Raw genomic sequence first — 15,336 nt, 5'->3', positions numbered from 1 at the left:
TCCCGCTGGAACCGGGGAAGGAAGCCCGATGCGCGCGCTGTTGATCGACAACTACGACTCCTACACCTACAACCTGTTCCAGCTCCTCGCCCAGGTGTACGGCAAGGAACCGACGGTCCTCGTCAACGACGACCCGGCGTGGGCGAAGCACGACCCGGCGGCGTTCGACTGCGTGGTGATCTCCCCGGGGCCCGGCCGCCCCCAGCGCCCCACCGACCTCGGCTTCGTCCAGGAGGTCCTGGACCGCTGGCAGGACGTGCCGGTGCTCGGGGTGTGCCTGGGGCACCAGGCCATCGCCCACCACTACGGCGGCCGCGTCGAGCCCGGCACGCCCCGGCACGGCCATCTGACCCGGGTCCGGCACGGCGGCGAGGACCTCTTCGACGGCCTGCCCCAGCAGTTCACCGCGGTGCGCTACCACTCGCTGCGGGTCACCGAGCCCCTGCCCGAGGCGCTGCGGGCCACCGCCTGGGCGGAGGACGGCACCGTGATGGCCCTGCGGCACCGCACCCTGCCGCGCTGGGGCCTGCAGTTCCACCCGGAGTCCGTCGCGAGCGAGTGGGGCGCCCAGCTCCTGCGCAACTTCGCGGAACTCATCGGCGGCCACTACGCCGCGGCCCCGCCGGAGCGCGCCCACTGGTCCCCGCCGCTGGGCGGCACCCCCAGCACCCCCCTTCAGGCCGTGGTCGAGGTCGTGGACCGGGCGGTCGACACCGAGGCCCTGTTCACCGCGCGCTACGCGGACAGCGCCCACGCCTTCTGGCTCGACAGCAGCGCGCCCGGCGTCGGCCCCGCCCGGTTCTCCTTCCTCGGCGACGACCGGGGCCCACTCGCCGAGACGCTCACCTACCGCACCGGCGACACCTCGGTGACGGTCCGCGACGCCACCGGCGAACGCGCCGAGCCCGGCACCATATTCGAGGTGCTCCAAGGCCGACTGCGCGCCCGCGGCCTCACCGCGCCGGACCTGCCCTTCGACCTCAACGGCGGCTACGTCGGCTACTTCGGCTACGAACTCAAGGGCGAGTGCGGCAGCCCGAACGCCCACAGCGCCGAGACCCCCGACGCCGCCTGGCTGTTCGCCGACCGCCTCGTCGCCGTGGACCACCTTCAGGACACCACCTACGTCCTGGCCCTGAGCACCCCCGCGGCGGCCGACCTCGACGCCGCCCGCGCCTGGGTGCGGGACACGGCACAGCAGGCGCGGGCGCTGCCCGACGCCGCGCCCGCCCCGGCGCCGGTGGCCGCGACGCCGCCGGACCGGCCCGTCCTCAGCCGCGACCGCGCCGCGTACGTCGACGACATCGAGGACTGCCTGGAGCAGCTGCGCAGCGGCGAGAGCTACGAGATCTGCCTCACCAACCGGGTCCGCCTGCCGCCCCTGAAGGACCCGCTCGCCTACCACCTGAAGCTCCGCGCCCTCAACCCCGCGCCCTACGCCGCCTATCTGCGCCTCGGCGAGGTCAGCGTCGTCTGCTCGTCCCCGGAGCGGTTCCTGCGCGTCGAACGCGACGGCACGGTGGAGAGCAAGCCCATCAAGGGCACGGCCCCCCGGGGCGCGGACCCGGTCAGCGACGAGGCGCTGCGCCGCTCCCTGGCCGCGTCGGCGAAGACCAGGGCCGAGAACCTCATGATCGTCGACCTGCTCCGCAACGACCTCGGCCGGGTCTGCGAGGTGGGCTCCGTCGGCGTCCCCGCGTACATGGTCACCGAGTCGTACGCGACGGTCCACCAGCTCGTCACCACGGTCCGCGGGCGGCTGCGGCGCGACGTGGACCCCGTCGCCTGCGTCCGGGCGTGCTTCCCCGGCGGCTCGATGACCGGCGCCCCGAAGCTGCGGACCATGGCCATCATCGACCGCCTCGAACAGGAGGCCCGGGGCATCTACTCCGGCACCATCGGCTACTTCGGGCTGTGCGGCGGCGCCGACCTCAACATCGTCATCCGCACGGCGGTGACCTCGGCCGCGGGCACGGTCATCGGCGCGGGCGGCGCGATCGTCCTCGACTCGGACCCGGACGACGAGTTCGACGAAGTCCTCCTCAAGGGCCAGGCCCTGGTGCGGGCGCACGCCCAGCTCGACGCGGCGGGCGACCCCGAGCGGAGCACCCCGTGACGGCCCCGCGCACCCCCGCCCCGGCCGCCGCGCCCCGGGCCCCCGTGGCCGTCACCCGCGTCGACGGCAGTCCCGCGACCTCCGGCGACCTGGCGGGCCTCGCCCTGTACAACTACGGCCACTTCACCACCCTGCGCGTCGAACAAGGCCGTGTGCGCGGGCTCGGGCTGCACCTGCGCCGCCTCGCCGACGACTGCCGCACGCTCTTCGGCACGGACTCCGACACCGTCACCGGGCTCACCGCACAGGTCCGCGCGGCGCTGCGGCGCGTCGCCCGCGCGCACGAGGCGCCCGTGACGGTCCGCGTCACCGTGTGCGCGCCGGACACCACCCTCGAAGGACCTGGCACGGCCACTCCGACCGCGCTGCTCAGCACCCGGCCCGCGCCCGCCGCGCAGGCGCCACCGCTGCGCCTGACGACCGCCACGTACGTACGGGAGCTGCCGGAGGTGAAGCACACCTCGCTCCTCGGCACGCTGCGCCTTCGCGCGGACGTCCGGCGGCGCGGCTTCGACGACGCCCTGCTGCTCGACCACGAAGGCCACGTCCTGGAGGGCACCACCTGGAACATCTGCTTCTGGGACGGGGCCCGGCTGCTGTGGCCCCAGGGGCGCTGTCTGCCCGGCGTGACCGCGCGCCTGCTGCGGGACGCGGCTGCCGGGGCGGGCGTGACGGTCGGCGGCGCGACCGTCACCCGGGCCGGACTCGGCGCGCTGCGCGGCGCGTTCGCGACCAACGCGGCCTTCGGCGTACGGCCCGTCGCCTCCGTCGACGAGGTGACGTTCGCCCCGGACCCGGACGTCGCGGCCCTGACCGCCACGCTCACCGCCCGCTACGCCGACGTGCCCGCCGACCTCCTGTGACGGGCGCCCCGACCAAGATCCAAGTCGGCTCCAAGAAGGCGCCAAGAGCCCCTGAACACAATGCGGTGCGGCAGCGCGCCCTTCCCCTTCGAAGCACCCCCGAGCAGCCCCGCCTCCCCGATCCGCGAGAAGAGGACCGAGCATGACGACCGTCGAAGAGACCGAGACAGCCTGGGAGAACCTGCCGTTCCTGGACATCACCGACCCGGCGTTCGTGTGGGACTCCGCCGAGGTCGCCGAGGCCAGGGAGCGGTCCTGGATCGCGGGCACCCCCCTCGGCCTGCTCGTGCTGCGCTACGCCGAGGCGCACAGCCTGTCCCGTGACCCGCGCCTGGTCTCCGGCTTCCGCGAGGTCGTGGACCTCGTCGGCCCCTCCGAAGGCCTGGTGCGCGAGTTCATGCGCGACTTCATGCAGAGCCTGGAGGGGCCCGACCACCGCCGCCTTCGCGGCCTGGTCACGCACGGGTTCACCTCCCGCCGCATCAACGCCCTCAAGCCGTTCATCCGCGCCACCGCCGAGCGCCTCGCCGACGAGCTCGTGGCGGCCGGGGGCGCGTGCGAGTTCGTGTCCGCCTACGCCGACCCGCTGCCCGCCGCCGTGGTGTGCGAGATGCTCGGCTTCCCGCCGGAGGACCACGCCGTCGTCGGCCGCTGGTGCAAGAACACCAACCTGGTCCTCGCGCTCGGCCCCGACCAGAGCCGCGTCTCCGAGGTGGAAGAGGGCCTCGCGGGCATGTACGGCTACTTCGAGAAGGTCGTACAGAAGCTCAAGGAGAACCCCGGCGACGACCTGTTCTCCGACATCCTGCGCGCCCAGCGGGAGGACGACGCGCTCGACGACCGCGAGCTGCGCACCCTCATCGCGACCCTGCTCGTCGCCGGGTACCAGACGACGAGCCACCAGCTCGGCCACGCCATGGTGGCGTTCTCCCAGTACCCCGAGCAGTGGGTCCTGCTGCGCGAGCGGCCCGAACTCGCGCCCCAGGCCGTCGAGGAGGTGCTGCGCTGGTGCCCGACCACGACCGTGGTCGCCACCAAGGCGGCGGCCGAGACCTTCACCTTCAACGACCTGCTCATCCCGGCGGGGACCCCGGTGTGGCTGTGCGCCCACTCCGCGCAGCGCGACCCCCTGGTGTTCGAGGACGGCGACCGCTTCGACATCACCGTCAAGCGCGACGCGGGCACCCTGGCCTTCGGCGGCGGCACGCACTTCTGCCTGGGCGCGGCCCTCGCCCGCCTCGAACTCGCCGAGGCCCTCCAGGTGTTGTCGGCCCGGCTCGACGCGCCCCAGGTCACCGGGCCGATCACCTGGCGGCCCTCGACCGGCGTGTCCGGCCCCGACGCCCTGCCGCTGCGCTTCGGCGGGGCGTGACCGCGGGGGCCCCGCTGCGCACACGCCGAAGGCGCCGCGACGGGCCCCGCCCACGAGGTCCGACATCTTCCCGGGAAGGGCAGCACGTTCGACATGACCGATGACGACAGGACGCTCGACTACCTCAAGCGCCTCACCGCCGAGCTGGGCCAGACCCGGGAGCGGCTGCGGGCCGTCCGGGCGGCGGGCCGGGAGCCGATCGCCGTGGTGTCGATGGCCTGCCGCTTCCCGGGCGGCGTGACGTCCCCCGAGGAGCTGTGGCGACTCGTCGGCTCGGGCACGGACGGGATCTCCGCGCTCCCCACCGACCGGGGCTGGGACACCGAGGGGCTCTACGACCCCGACCCGGACCGGCCGGGCACCACCTACGCGCGCGAGGGCGGGTTCCTCGCCGACGTCACGTCCTTCGACGCGGGCCTGTTCGAGATCAGCCCGCGCGAGGCCCTCCTGATGGACCCCCAGCAGCGGCTGCTGCTCGAAGTCTCCTGGGAGACCTTCGAGCGCGCCGGGCTCACCCCCGACGCGCTGCGCGGCAGCCGCACCGGGGTCTTCACCGGGATGATGGGCCAGGACTACACGGCACGGCTCCCCGGCACGCTCACGGAGTACGAGGGGCAGCTGGAGACGGGGCGCGCGGCCAGCGTCGCCTCCGGCCGCGTCGCCTACACCTTCGGCCTCGAAGGCCCCGCCGTCACCCTGGACACGGCCTGCTCCTCCTCGCTCGTGGCCCTGCACCTGGCCGTGCAGGCGCTGCGGAACAACGAGTGCGACCTCGCCCTCGCCGGCGGCGTCACGGTGATGTCGAGCCCGGCCACGCTCCTGGAGTTCAGCCGCCAGCGCGTGCTCGCACCCGACGGCCGCTGCAAGGCGTTCGCCTCGGGCGCCGACGGCACGGGGCTCGCCGAGGGCGTCGGCATCCTCCTGGTCGAGCGGCTCTCCGACGCGCGGCACCACGGCCACCCCGTGCTCGCCGTCGTCACCGGCAGCGCCGTCAACCAGGACGGCGCGTCGAACGGGCTCACCGCGCCGAACGGCCCCTCCCAGCAGCGGGTCATCCGCGCCGCCCTGGCGAACGCCGGACTCACCGGGGCCGACGTCGACGCCGTGGAGGCGCACGGCACCGGCACCAGCCTCGGTGACCCCATCGAGGCCCAGGCCCTGCTCGCCACGTACGGACAACAGCGGGACCCGGGACGGCCGTTGTGGCTGGGGTCGCTGAAGTCGAACATCGGGCACTCCCAGGCCGCCGCGGGCGTCGCGGGCGTCATCAAGACCGTCATGGCGCTGCGGGCGGGCACGCTGCCCCGGACCCTGCACGCCGACGAGCCGAGCCCGCACGTGGACTGGTCCCAGGGCGCCGTGCGGCTCCTGACCGAGGCCAGGCCGTGGCCCCGGGACGACCGGCCGCGCCGGGCGGGCGTGTCCTCCTTCGGCATCAGCGGCACCAACGCCCACGTCATCGTCGAGGAGGCCGCGGACGCGTCCGATGGGCCGGATGTGCCCGATGGGCCGGACGCGCCAGATCGGCCGGACGTGCCGGACGCCGGGAGCGCCGTGGGCACCGGGAGCGCCGCCCCGCCCCCCGTCCCCTGGGTGCTCTCCGCCCGCACCCCCGAGGCGCTGCGCGCCCAGGCGGCCCGGCTGCGCGACCACGTGCGCGAGCGCCCCGGCCTGCGCCCCCTGGACGTGGCGTACGCGCTGGCGACCACGCGCGCGCCGCTGGCCCACCGGGCCGTCGTCGTGGGCCGCCACAGCGACGAACTGCTGCGCGGCACCGCCGCGCTCGCCGCCGGGGAGCCGGGACCCGACCTGGTCGAGTCCGTGGCCCGCGACCTCGGCAAGGCCGTCTTCGTCTTCCCCGGCCAGGGCTCGCAGTGGCCGGGCATGGCCGTGGAGCTCATGGACGCCTCCGCCGTCTTCCGCGAGCGGCTGCTCGCCTGCGCGACCGCGCTCGGACCGTACGTCGACTGGTCGCTGCCCGACATGGTGTCCGCCGCGGCCGACGCCGAGGTCACCGACCGCGTCGACGTGGTCCAGCCGGTGCTGTGGGCGGTCCTCGTGTCCCTCGCCGAGCTGTGGCGCGCCCACGGAGTGGAGCCCGCGGCCGTGGTCGGGCACTCGCAGGGCGAGATCGCGGCGGCCTGCGTGGCGGGCGCACTCTCGCTGGACGACGGCGCCCGCGTGGTGGCCCTGCGGTCCCGCCTGATCGCCGGGAAGCTGGCCGGTGCGGGCGGCATGGTCTCGGTGGCCGCCCCGGCCGCCGACGCCCGCGCCCGCCTGGAGCGGTGGGGCGACCGCGTCGCCCTCGCCGCCGTCAACGGCCCCTCGTCCGTTGTCGTCTCCGGCGACCCGGCGGCCCTGGACGACCTCATGGCCGACTGCGAGCGCGACGGCGTCCGCACCCGGCGCGTCGCCGTGGACTACGCCTCGCACTCCCCGCAGGTCGAGCTGGTGCGCGACGAGCTGCTCGCCCAGCTCGCGCCGCTGCGCCCGCGCGCGGGGAAGCTCCCCCTGTACTCGACGGTCACCGGTGACGTCCTGGCGGGCGAGGAGCTGACCGCCGACTACTGGTTCCGCAACCTGCGCCGGACGGTACGGCTCTCCGACGCCGTCGAGCGCCTCGCCGCCACCGGGCACGGGGCGTTCATCGAGTGCAGCCCCCACCCCGTCCTCGCCCTCGGCCTCACCGAGACGCTCGGCGAGTTCGGAGCGGACGCCCTCGTCACGGGCACGCTCCAGCGCGACGACGGCGGCCTCGACCGCTTCCTGCGCTCCCTCGGCGCCGTGCACGCCAGTGGGCGCTCGCCCGACTGGCAGCGCCTCTTCGCCGGGACCGGCGCCCGCCGCGTGGACCTCCCCACCTACGCCTTCGACCGGCGGCGCTACTGGCTGGACGCCGCCCCCGCCGCCGCCGACGCCACGGCCGTCGGACTGAGCCCGCTCGACCACCCGTGGTGGGGCGCGGCCACCGAACTGCCCGACTCCGGCGCCACCTTGCTCACCGGGCGCGTGTCCCGCGACACCGGTCCCTGGCTCGGCGACCACGCGGTCGGCGAGACCGTGCTCCTTCCGGGCACGGCGTTCCTGGAGCTGGCCGTCCGGGCCGCCGAGCAGACCGGCTGCGACCGCGTGGCGGAACTGACCCTCCAGGCGCCGCTGGTGCTCCCGCCGCGCGGCGGGGTCCAGCTGCGCGCCCTCGTCGGCCCCGCCGACCCGCACGGCGCCCGCGCGCTCACCCTGCACGCCCGGGCCGAGGACGCCCCGGACGCGCCCTGGACCACCCACGCGGCGGGCTCCCTCGCCCCCGCCGAACAGGGCGGCGGCCGGGCCCTGGAGGCCTGGCCGCCGCCGGGCGCCGCCCCCGTCGCGGTGGAGCGGGCGTACGCGGACCTGGCGGAGCTCTCCCTGAACTACGGCCCCGCCTTCCAGGGGCTGCGGGCCGCCTGGCGCCTCGGCGACGCGCTCTACGCCGAGGTCGCGCTCGCCGACGACACGGAGCCGGAGGGCTTCGCGGTCCATCCCGCGCTGTTCGACGCCGCGCTGCACGCGGTGGCCCTCGACGACGCCGGGGCGCGCGCGGGCGCGGGCCCGCGCCTTCCGTTCTCCTGGTCCGGCGTCGAGGTCCACGCGGTCGCCGCCACCCGGCTGCGCGTACGGATCACCCGGCTCGGCCCCGACGCCGTCGCCCTGGAGGCGGCCGACGCGACCGGCGCCCCCGTCGTGTCCGTGGAGTCCCTCGCCGTACGGCCCGTACCCCTGGACGACCTGCGCCCGGCCGAGGCGAAGCCCACGGACGCGCTGTTCGCCGTGGACTGGGCCCCGGCACCCGCTGCCGCCGCCGCGCCGCCCCGGTCGTGGGCGGTCCTCGACGGCCTCGACGCGCTCGCCCCGGCCCTCGCGGCCACCGGCGCCGCCGTGCGCCGCGCGTCGGACCTCGCGGCCGTGGCCGCCGGTCCTGGCGACGTCCCGGACGTGGTGCTCGCCCCGCTGGCGCCCTGCCCCGGCGACCTGCCCACGGCCGCCCGGGAGGCCGTCGGCGCGACCCTGACGCTCCTTCAGGAGTGGCTCGGCGGCGACCGGTTCGCCACCGCCCGGCTCGTCCTGGTGAGCCGGGGCGCCGTCGCCACCGACGACGACGGGACGGCGGACCCCGCCCTCGCGGCGGCCTGGGGCCTGGTGCGCTCGGCCCAGGCGGAGCACCCGGACCGGCTCGTCCTGATCGACTGGGACGGCCAGGAGTCCTCGGCCGCCGCGCTGCCCGCCGCCCTGGGCGGCGACGAGCCGCACCTGGCCCTGCGGGCCGGGCAGACGCACGTCCCCCGGCTCCGCAGGGTCCCCGTGGCCACGGCTCCCGCCGCGGCCGAGGCGCCTGGCCGCTTCGACGGCGACGGCACGGTCCTGGTGACCGGCGCGTCCGGCGTGCTCGGCCGGGCCGTCGCGCACCACCTCGTCGCGGCCCACGGCGTACGCCACCTGCTCCTGGTGAGCCGCCGGGGCGCCGCCGCGCCCGAGGCCGCCGAACTGACCGCGCGGCTCACGGAGTCGGGCGCCTGCGTGCACTGGGCCGCCTGCGACCTCGCCGACCGCGCGGCCCTCGCCGCCGTCCTCGCCGACGTACCCCACGACCGGCCGCTGCGCGGAGTCGTCCACGCCGGTGGCGTCCTCGACGACGGCGTCGTGTCGGCCCTGACCGGGCAGCGGCTCGACACCGTGTTCCGGCCCAAGGTCGACGCGGTGGTCCACCTGCACGAACTGACCGAGGACGCGGACCTCACGGCGTTCGTCGTGTGCTCCTCGGCGGCCGGTACGTTCCCCGCCGCGGGCCAGGGCGGCTACGCGGCCGCCAACGCCTTCCTCGACGCGTTCGCCCGCGCCCGGCGGGCCCGCGGCCTGCCCGCACTGTCCCTGGCCTGGGGCCTGTGGGAGCAGGCCAGCGCCCTGACGGCCCGGATGTCGGACACCGACCGCGACCGGCTGCGCCGCTCAGGCGTCACCGGTCTGACCGCCGAGGACGGCCTCGCCCTCTTCGACGCGGGCCTCACCGGCGGCCTGCCCGTCGTCGTCCCCACCCGCCTCGACCTGTCCGCCGTGCGCGCCCGGGCCGCCGCCGACGGCGTGCCCCCGCTGCTGCGCGCCCTGGTGCGACCCCCGGCCCGGCGCGCCGCCGCGGGCACCGACGACGACTGCGCCCTGACCCGCGACCTCGCCGCGCTCGCGCCAAAGGACCGGGCCGCGAAGGTCCTCGACGCCGTCCGCGCCCAGGTCGCGGCCGTCCTCGGCTACGCGGGGCCGACCGCCGTCGAACCGGGCCTGGCGTTCAAGGAGTTGGGCTTCGACTCGCTCACCGCGGTCGAGCTGCGCAACCGCCTCGCCCGGGTGACGGGCCTGCGCCTGCCCGTCACGCTCGTCTTCGACCGGCCGACCCCGCGGGCCCTCGCCGAGCACCTCCTCGACCGCCTCACCGGGCAGGGCGCACCGGCCCGGACGCCCGTGCGGGAACCGGCCGTGGCCCCGGCCGACGAGCCGATCGCCGTCGTCGGCATGGCCTGCCGGTTCCCGGGCGGCGTCGGCTCGCCCGAGGACCTGTGGGACCTGGTGGACCGGGGCGGCGACGCCATCTCCGCCTTCCCCACCGACCGCGGCTGGGACCCCGGCTCCGCCGCGCACGCCGCGCAGGGCGGATTCCTGCGCGACGCCGCGGGCTTCGACCCCGAGTTCTTCGGCATCAGCCCGCGCGAGGCGGTGGCGATGGACCCGCAGCAGCGCCTCCTCCTGGAGGTCTCCTGGGAGGCCCTGGAACGCGCGGGGTTCGACCCCACCACCCTGCGGGGCAGCCGCACCGGGGTGTTCGCGGGCCTGATGTACCACGACTACACGACGCGGCACGCGGGCGTCCCGGACGACGCGGGCGGCGGCTACCTCGGCACCGGCGGTTCCGGCAGCGTCGCCACCGGCAGGATCGCGTACACCTTCGGCTTCGAGGGCCCGGCCGTCACGGTGGACACGGCCTGCTCGTCGTCGCTCGTGGCGCTGCACCTGGCCGTGCAGGCGGTGCGCGGCGGCGACTGCGACCGCGCCCTCGCGGGCGGGGTCACCGTGATGTGCACGCCGCACGCCTTCACCGAGTTCAGCAGGCAGGGCGCGCTCGCCGCCGACGCCCGCTGCAAGCCGTTCGCGGCCGCCGCCGACGGCACGGTGTGGGGCGAGGGCGCCGGTGTCCTCCTCGTGGAGCGGCTGTCGGACGCGGTCCGCGCCGGGCGCCGCGTCCTCGCGGTGGTCCGCGGCTCCGCCGTCAACCAGGACGGCGCGAGCAACGGCCTCACCGCCCCGAACGGCCCCTCCCAGGAACGCGTGATCCGCCAGGCCCTGGCCGCCGCCCGGCTCGCGGCGGCCGACGTCGACGCCGTCGAGGCGCACGGCACCGGCACCACCCTCGGCGACCCCATCGAGGCCCAGGCGCTCCTCGCGACCTACGGCCAACAGCGGCCCGCCGACCGGCCCTTGTGGCTCGGCTCGGTCAAGTCGAACCTGGGGCACCCGCAGGCCGCCGCGGGCGTCGCCGGGGTCATCAAGACGGTCATGGCGCTGCGCCGGGGCGTGCTGCCCCGCACCCTGCACGTGGACGCGCCCTCGCCGCACGTCGACTGGGCGTCGGGCGCGGTGGAACTCCTCGCCGAGGCCCGCCCCTGGCCGGAGACGGGCCGCCCGCGCCGGGCCGCGGTCTCCTCGTTCGGCATCAGCGGCACCAACGCGCACGTCGTACTGGAACAGGCGCCCGCCACGCCGGACGGCGGAGCCCCGGTGGCTCCCCACGGCCCCGCCGGGCCCGTCCCGCTGACGGTGTCCGCCCGGAGCGAGCCCGCGCTGCGCGCCCAGGCGGCCCGGCTGCGCGAGCGCGTCGCCGCCGACCCGCGGCTCGACCCGGTCGACGTCGCGCACTCCCTTCTGACCACGCGGGCCGCCCTCGCCCACCGGGCCGTGGTCCTGGGCGGCGACCGGGACGCCCTCCTCGCGGGCCTCGCCGCCGTGGCCCAGGGGCGCGAGACGCCCGGCGCCGTGGAGGGGCTCGCCGGTGACCCGGGCAGGACGGTGTTCGTCTTCCCCGGCCAGGGCGCGCAGTGGCCGGGCATGGCCGCCGACCTGTGGGAGAGCGCGCCGGTCTTCCGCGAGCGCCTGGCCGCGTGCGCCGACGCCCTCGCCCCGTACGTCGACTGGTCCCTGGTGGACGTCGTACGGGGCATCCCGACCGGTGTCGACCCGGACCGGGTCGACGTCGTCCAGCCCGCGCTGTGGGCGGTCATGGTGTCGCTCGCCGAGCTGTGGCGCTCCTACGGCGTGGAACCCGCCGCCGTGGTGGGCCACTCGCAGGGCGAGATCGCCGCGGCCTGCGTCGCGGGCGGCCTCTCCCTGGCCGACGGGGCGCGCGTGGTCGCCCTGCGCAGCCGCGCCCTGACCGCGATCGCGGGGCGCGGCGGCATGGTCTCCCTCGCGCTGTCCGCCGCCGAGGCCGAGAAGCTGGTCGCCGCCCAGGAAGGCCTCTCGCTCGCGGCGGTCAACGGCCCCGCGTCGGTGGTGGTCTCGGGCGACACGGCGGCCGTCGACGCGCTCCTCGCCCACTGCGCGGAGACCGGCGCGTGGGCGCGCCGGATCCCCGTGGACTACGCCTCGCACTCGCCCCACGTCGAGGCGGTGCGCGAGCGGATCGGCCGCGACCTGGCCGGGCTGCGCCCGCGCTCGGGCGACGTCGCGTTCTTCTCCACGGTGACGGGCGGCTTCCAGGACACCGCCGGGCTCGACGGCGCCTACTGGTACCGCAACCTGCGCGAGCCGGTGCGGTTCGAGCCCGCCGTGCGGGAGCTGTTCGCCCGCGGCCACGGCGCCTTCGTCGAGGCGAGCCCGCACCCCATGCTCACCGTGGGCGTGGCCGAGACCCTCGCGGAGCAGCCCGAGCGGACGGGCGTGGCCGTGGGGTCCCTGCGGCGCGACCAGGGCGGCCTCGACCGGTTCTCGGCCTCCGTCGCCGAGGCGTACACCCGCGGCGTCGCCGTCGACTGGGCGGCCGCGTGGGCGGGGTGCGCGCCCCGCGCCGTGGACCTGCCGACGTACGCCTTCCAGCGGCGCCGGTTCTGGCTGGACACGCCCGCGGGCTCCGGCGACGTCACCGCGGCGGGCCTGGGCGGCGCGGCGCACCCGTTGCTCGGCGCCCGCGTCGAGCTCGCGGGCTCGGCGGAGACCGTCCTCACCGCGCGCTGGTCCCTGGACACGCACCCGTGGCTGGCCGACCACGCCGTGGGCGACACCGTGGTCGTGCCGGGCACCGCCTTCCTCGAACTGGCCGCCCTGGCCGGGGCCGAGGCCGGGTGCCCGCGCGTCGGGGAGCTCCTCCAGGAGGCGCCGCTGGTCCTCGGCGAGCGCGGCGCGGTGCGGATCCAGGTCCGCGTCGCGGCCCCCGACGACGACGGCACGCGGGCGCTCGGCGTGTACGCGCGCCGCGAGGACGCGCCCCCACAGGACCCCTGGACGTGCCACGCCCGCGGCGTGCTCACCGAGGAGGGCCCCGAGGCGCCCCCCGCCCTCGACGGCGCCTGGCCGCCCCCGGGGGCCGAGCCCGTGGACCTCACGGAGTTCTACGACCGGATGGAGGACATCGGCCTGTCGTACGGGCCCGCGTTCCGCGGCCTGCACACCGCCTGGCGCCTGGGCGGGGAGATCCTCGCCGAGGCGGCGCTGCCCGCCGACGACCAGGCGGGGGCGGACCGCTACCGCGCCCATCCGGCGCTGCTCGACGCGGGGTTGCACTCCTGTCTGCTGCGCACCCCGGACACCGGCGGCGCGGCCATGCCGTTCGCCTGGAACGACGTGGACTTCCACGGCCCGTGCGGACCGGCCGTGCGCGTACGCGTCTCGCCCGGCGCGTCCCAGGACGTGTCGGTCCTGGTGACGGACGCCGACGGCACGCCCGCGGTGAGCGTGCGCTCCCTGGTCGCGCGCCCCGTCGAGCCCGAGCGGCTCCGGGCCGCGGGCGGCGCCGGGGGCTCCTCCCTCTACCGGCTCGCCCGGGTGCCCGCCCCCGCCACCGAGCCCGCCCCGCCCGGAGCGTGGGCCGTGCTCGGTGACGAGGCCACGGAACTGCCCGCCCCGGCGGGCACGTTCGCCGACCTGGCCGCGTACCGCACGGCCCTCGCCTCCGGCACACCCGCCCCCGACACGGTCCTCGTACCGCTGGACGCGGCGGAAGACGCGGACGACGACGCCGCCCGGGCGCGGGCCCTGACCTGCCGGACCCTGGAGCTGCTGCAGGGCTGGCTCGCCGAGGGCGGGGCGGCGGAGGCGGGCCCCGCCCCCGCGGCCCGGCTCGTCCTCGTCACGCGCGGCGCCCCGGCCTCGCCCGACCCCGACGACGAGGGCCTCGTGGACCCCGCCGTCGCGGCCGTCCAGGGCCTGGTGCGCTCGGCGCAGGCGGAACACCCCGGCCGGTTCGTGCTCGTCGAGTCGGACGGTCACCCGGAGTCCACCGCCGCCCTCGCCACCGCGCTGGCCACGGACGAGCCCCACCTCGTGCTCCGGGCGGGCCGGATCCTCGTGCCCCGGCTCGAACGCGTCCCCGCCACGCGCGGGGGAGAGGCGCCCTGGGACGCCGACGGCACCGTGCTCGTCACCGGCGCCTCCGGCACCCTGGGCCGCGCGGTCGCCCGGCACCTCGTCACCACGCACGGCGTGCGGCACCTGCTGCTGGTGAGCCGTCGCGGCGGCGCGGCCGAAGAGGCCGGGCCGCTCGGTGCCGAACTGGCAGAGCACGGCGCGGAGGTGACCTGGGCGGCGTGCGACGTCGCCGACCGGGCGGCGCTCGCCGAGGTGCTGGGCGCGGTGCCCGCCGCGCACCCCCTGACCGCCGTCGTGCACGCCGCGGGCGTCCTGGACGACGGGGTGATCCCGGCGCTGGCCCCCGGCCGCGTCGAGACGGTGTTCCGGCCCAAGGTGGACGCCGCGCTCCACCTCGACGAGCTGACCCGCACGGCACGGCCCGTGGCGTTCGTCGCGTTCTCCTCCGCCGCCGCCACTCTGGGCAGCGCGGGCCAGGGGAACTACGCGGCGGCCAACGCCTTCCTGGACGCGCTCGTCCTGCGCCGCCGCCGACAGGGCCTGCCCGCCTGGTCGCTCGGCTGGGGCCTGTGGGCCGACACCAGCGCCATGACGGCCGGGCTCGACCGGGCGGGCCGGGCCCGCCTGGCGCGCTCGGGCCTGACGGAACTGGCCACCGACGAGGGCCTGGCCCTCCTCGATACGGCCCTGGCGGGCACCGAGCCGCTGCCGCTGCCCCTGCGCCTGGACACGGCCGCGCTGCGGGCGCGCGGCGACGCCCTGCCACCGGTCCTGAGCGGCCTCGTCCGGGCCCGCGACCGGCGCGGCGCGACCCGGGCCGCGGGGGCCGCGGCGCTGCGCCGCCGCCTGGCCGCGCTGGCCCCGGCGGAGCGCGACCTGCACCTGATCGACCTGGTCCGGGCCGAGACCGCCACCGTGCTCGGCCACCCGTCACCGGAGGCGGTGGGGCGTGACCGGGCCTTCAAGGACCTCGGGTTCGACTCCCTGACGGCCGTGGAGCTGCGCAACCGGCTCACCGCGGCGACCGGCCTGCGGCTGCCCGCCACGCTGGTCTTCGACCACCCCACGCCCGCCGCGCTCGCCGCGCGCCTGGCCGCCGAACTCGCCCCGAGGGACGGCGCGGACGAGGCCCGGCGCGACACCGAGGCCGCGGTGCGCGCGGCCCTGGCCGCGATCCCGCTGCCCCGGCTGCGGGACGCGGGCCTCCTCGACGCCCTGCTGGAGCTCGCGGGCCGCCCGGCCGGGCAGGAGGAGTCGCCGCCAGCACCGGACGAGCCGGGCTCGATCGACCGCTTGGACTCGGAGGGGCTCCTCGCCATGGCCCTGGACAACGGAGCGCACGCGAACACGGAGGACCACGATGCCCCCTGGTGACGAGCGGT

3 protein-coding genes and 1 pseudogene are annotated in these 15,336 nt (G+C 77.2%); all 4 read left to right on the top strand.

From position 1 onward, the window contains the following. Positions 1-28 precede the first annotated feature (28 nt). Positions 29-2,116, top strand: coding sequence for an aminodeoxychorismate synthase component I (gene pabB, locus ACIG3E_RS31245; protein WP_399622922.1), 2,088 nt, complete (start codon positions 29-31; stop codon positions 2,114-2,116). Beyond that, positions 2,113-2,979 (top strand): aminotransferase class IV, encoded by an 867-nt coding sequence (locus tag ACIG3E_RS31240; protein WP_399622921.1) that lies wholly within the window; start codon positions 2,113-2,115, stop codon positions 2,977-2,979. The genes pabB and ACIG3E_RS31240 overlap by 4 nt, the downstream gene beginning before the upstream one ends. 142 nt (positions 2,980-3,121) lie before the next feature. Continuing rightward, positions 3,122-4,351, top strand: a complete 1,230-nt coding sequence (locus ACIG3E_RS31235; protein WP_399622920.1) for a cytochrome P450 — start codon at positions 3,122-3,124, stop codon at positions 4,349-4,351. Positions 4,352-4,486: 135 nt separating this feature from the next. Beyond that, positions 4,487-15,328, top strand: a pseudogene (locus ACIG3E_RS31230) (type I polyketide synthase); the annotation flags it as partial. Positions 15,329-15,336 lie beyond the last annotated feature (8 nt).

Origin of the sequence: Streptomyces sp. NPDC053474 (assembly GCF_044544845.1) — a bacterium.
GTDB lineage: Bacteria > Actinomycetota > Actinomycetes > Streptomycetales > Streptomycetaceae > Streptomyces.
Note: the sequence above shows the minus strand (reverse complement) of the source record. Positions and strands in the feature narration are given on the sequence as shown.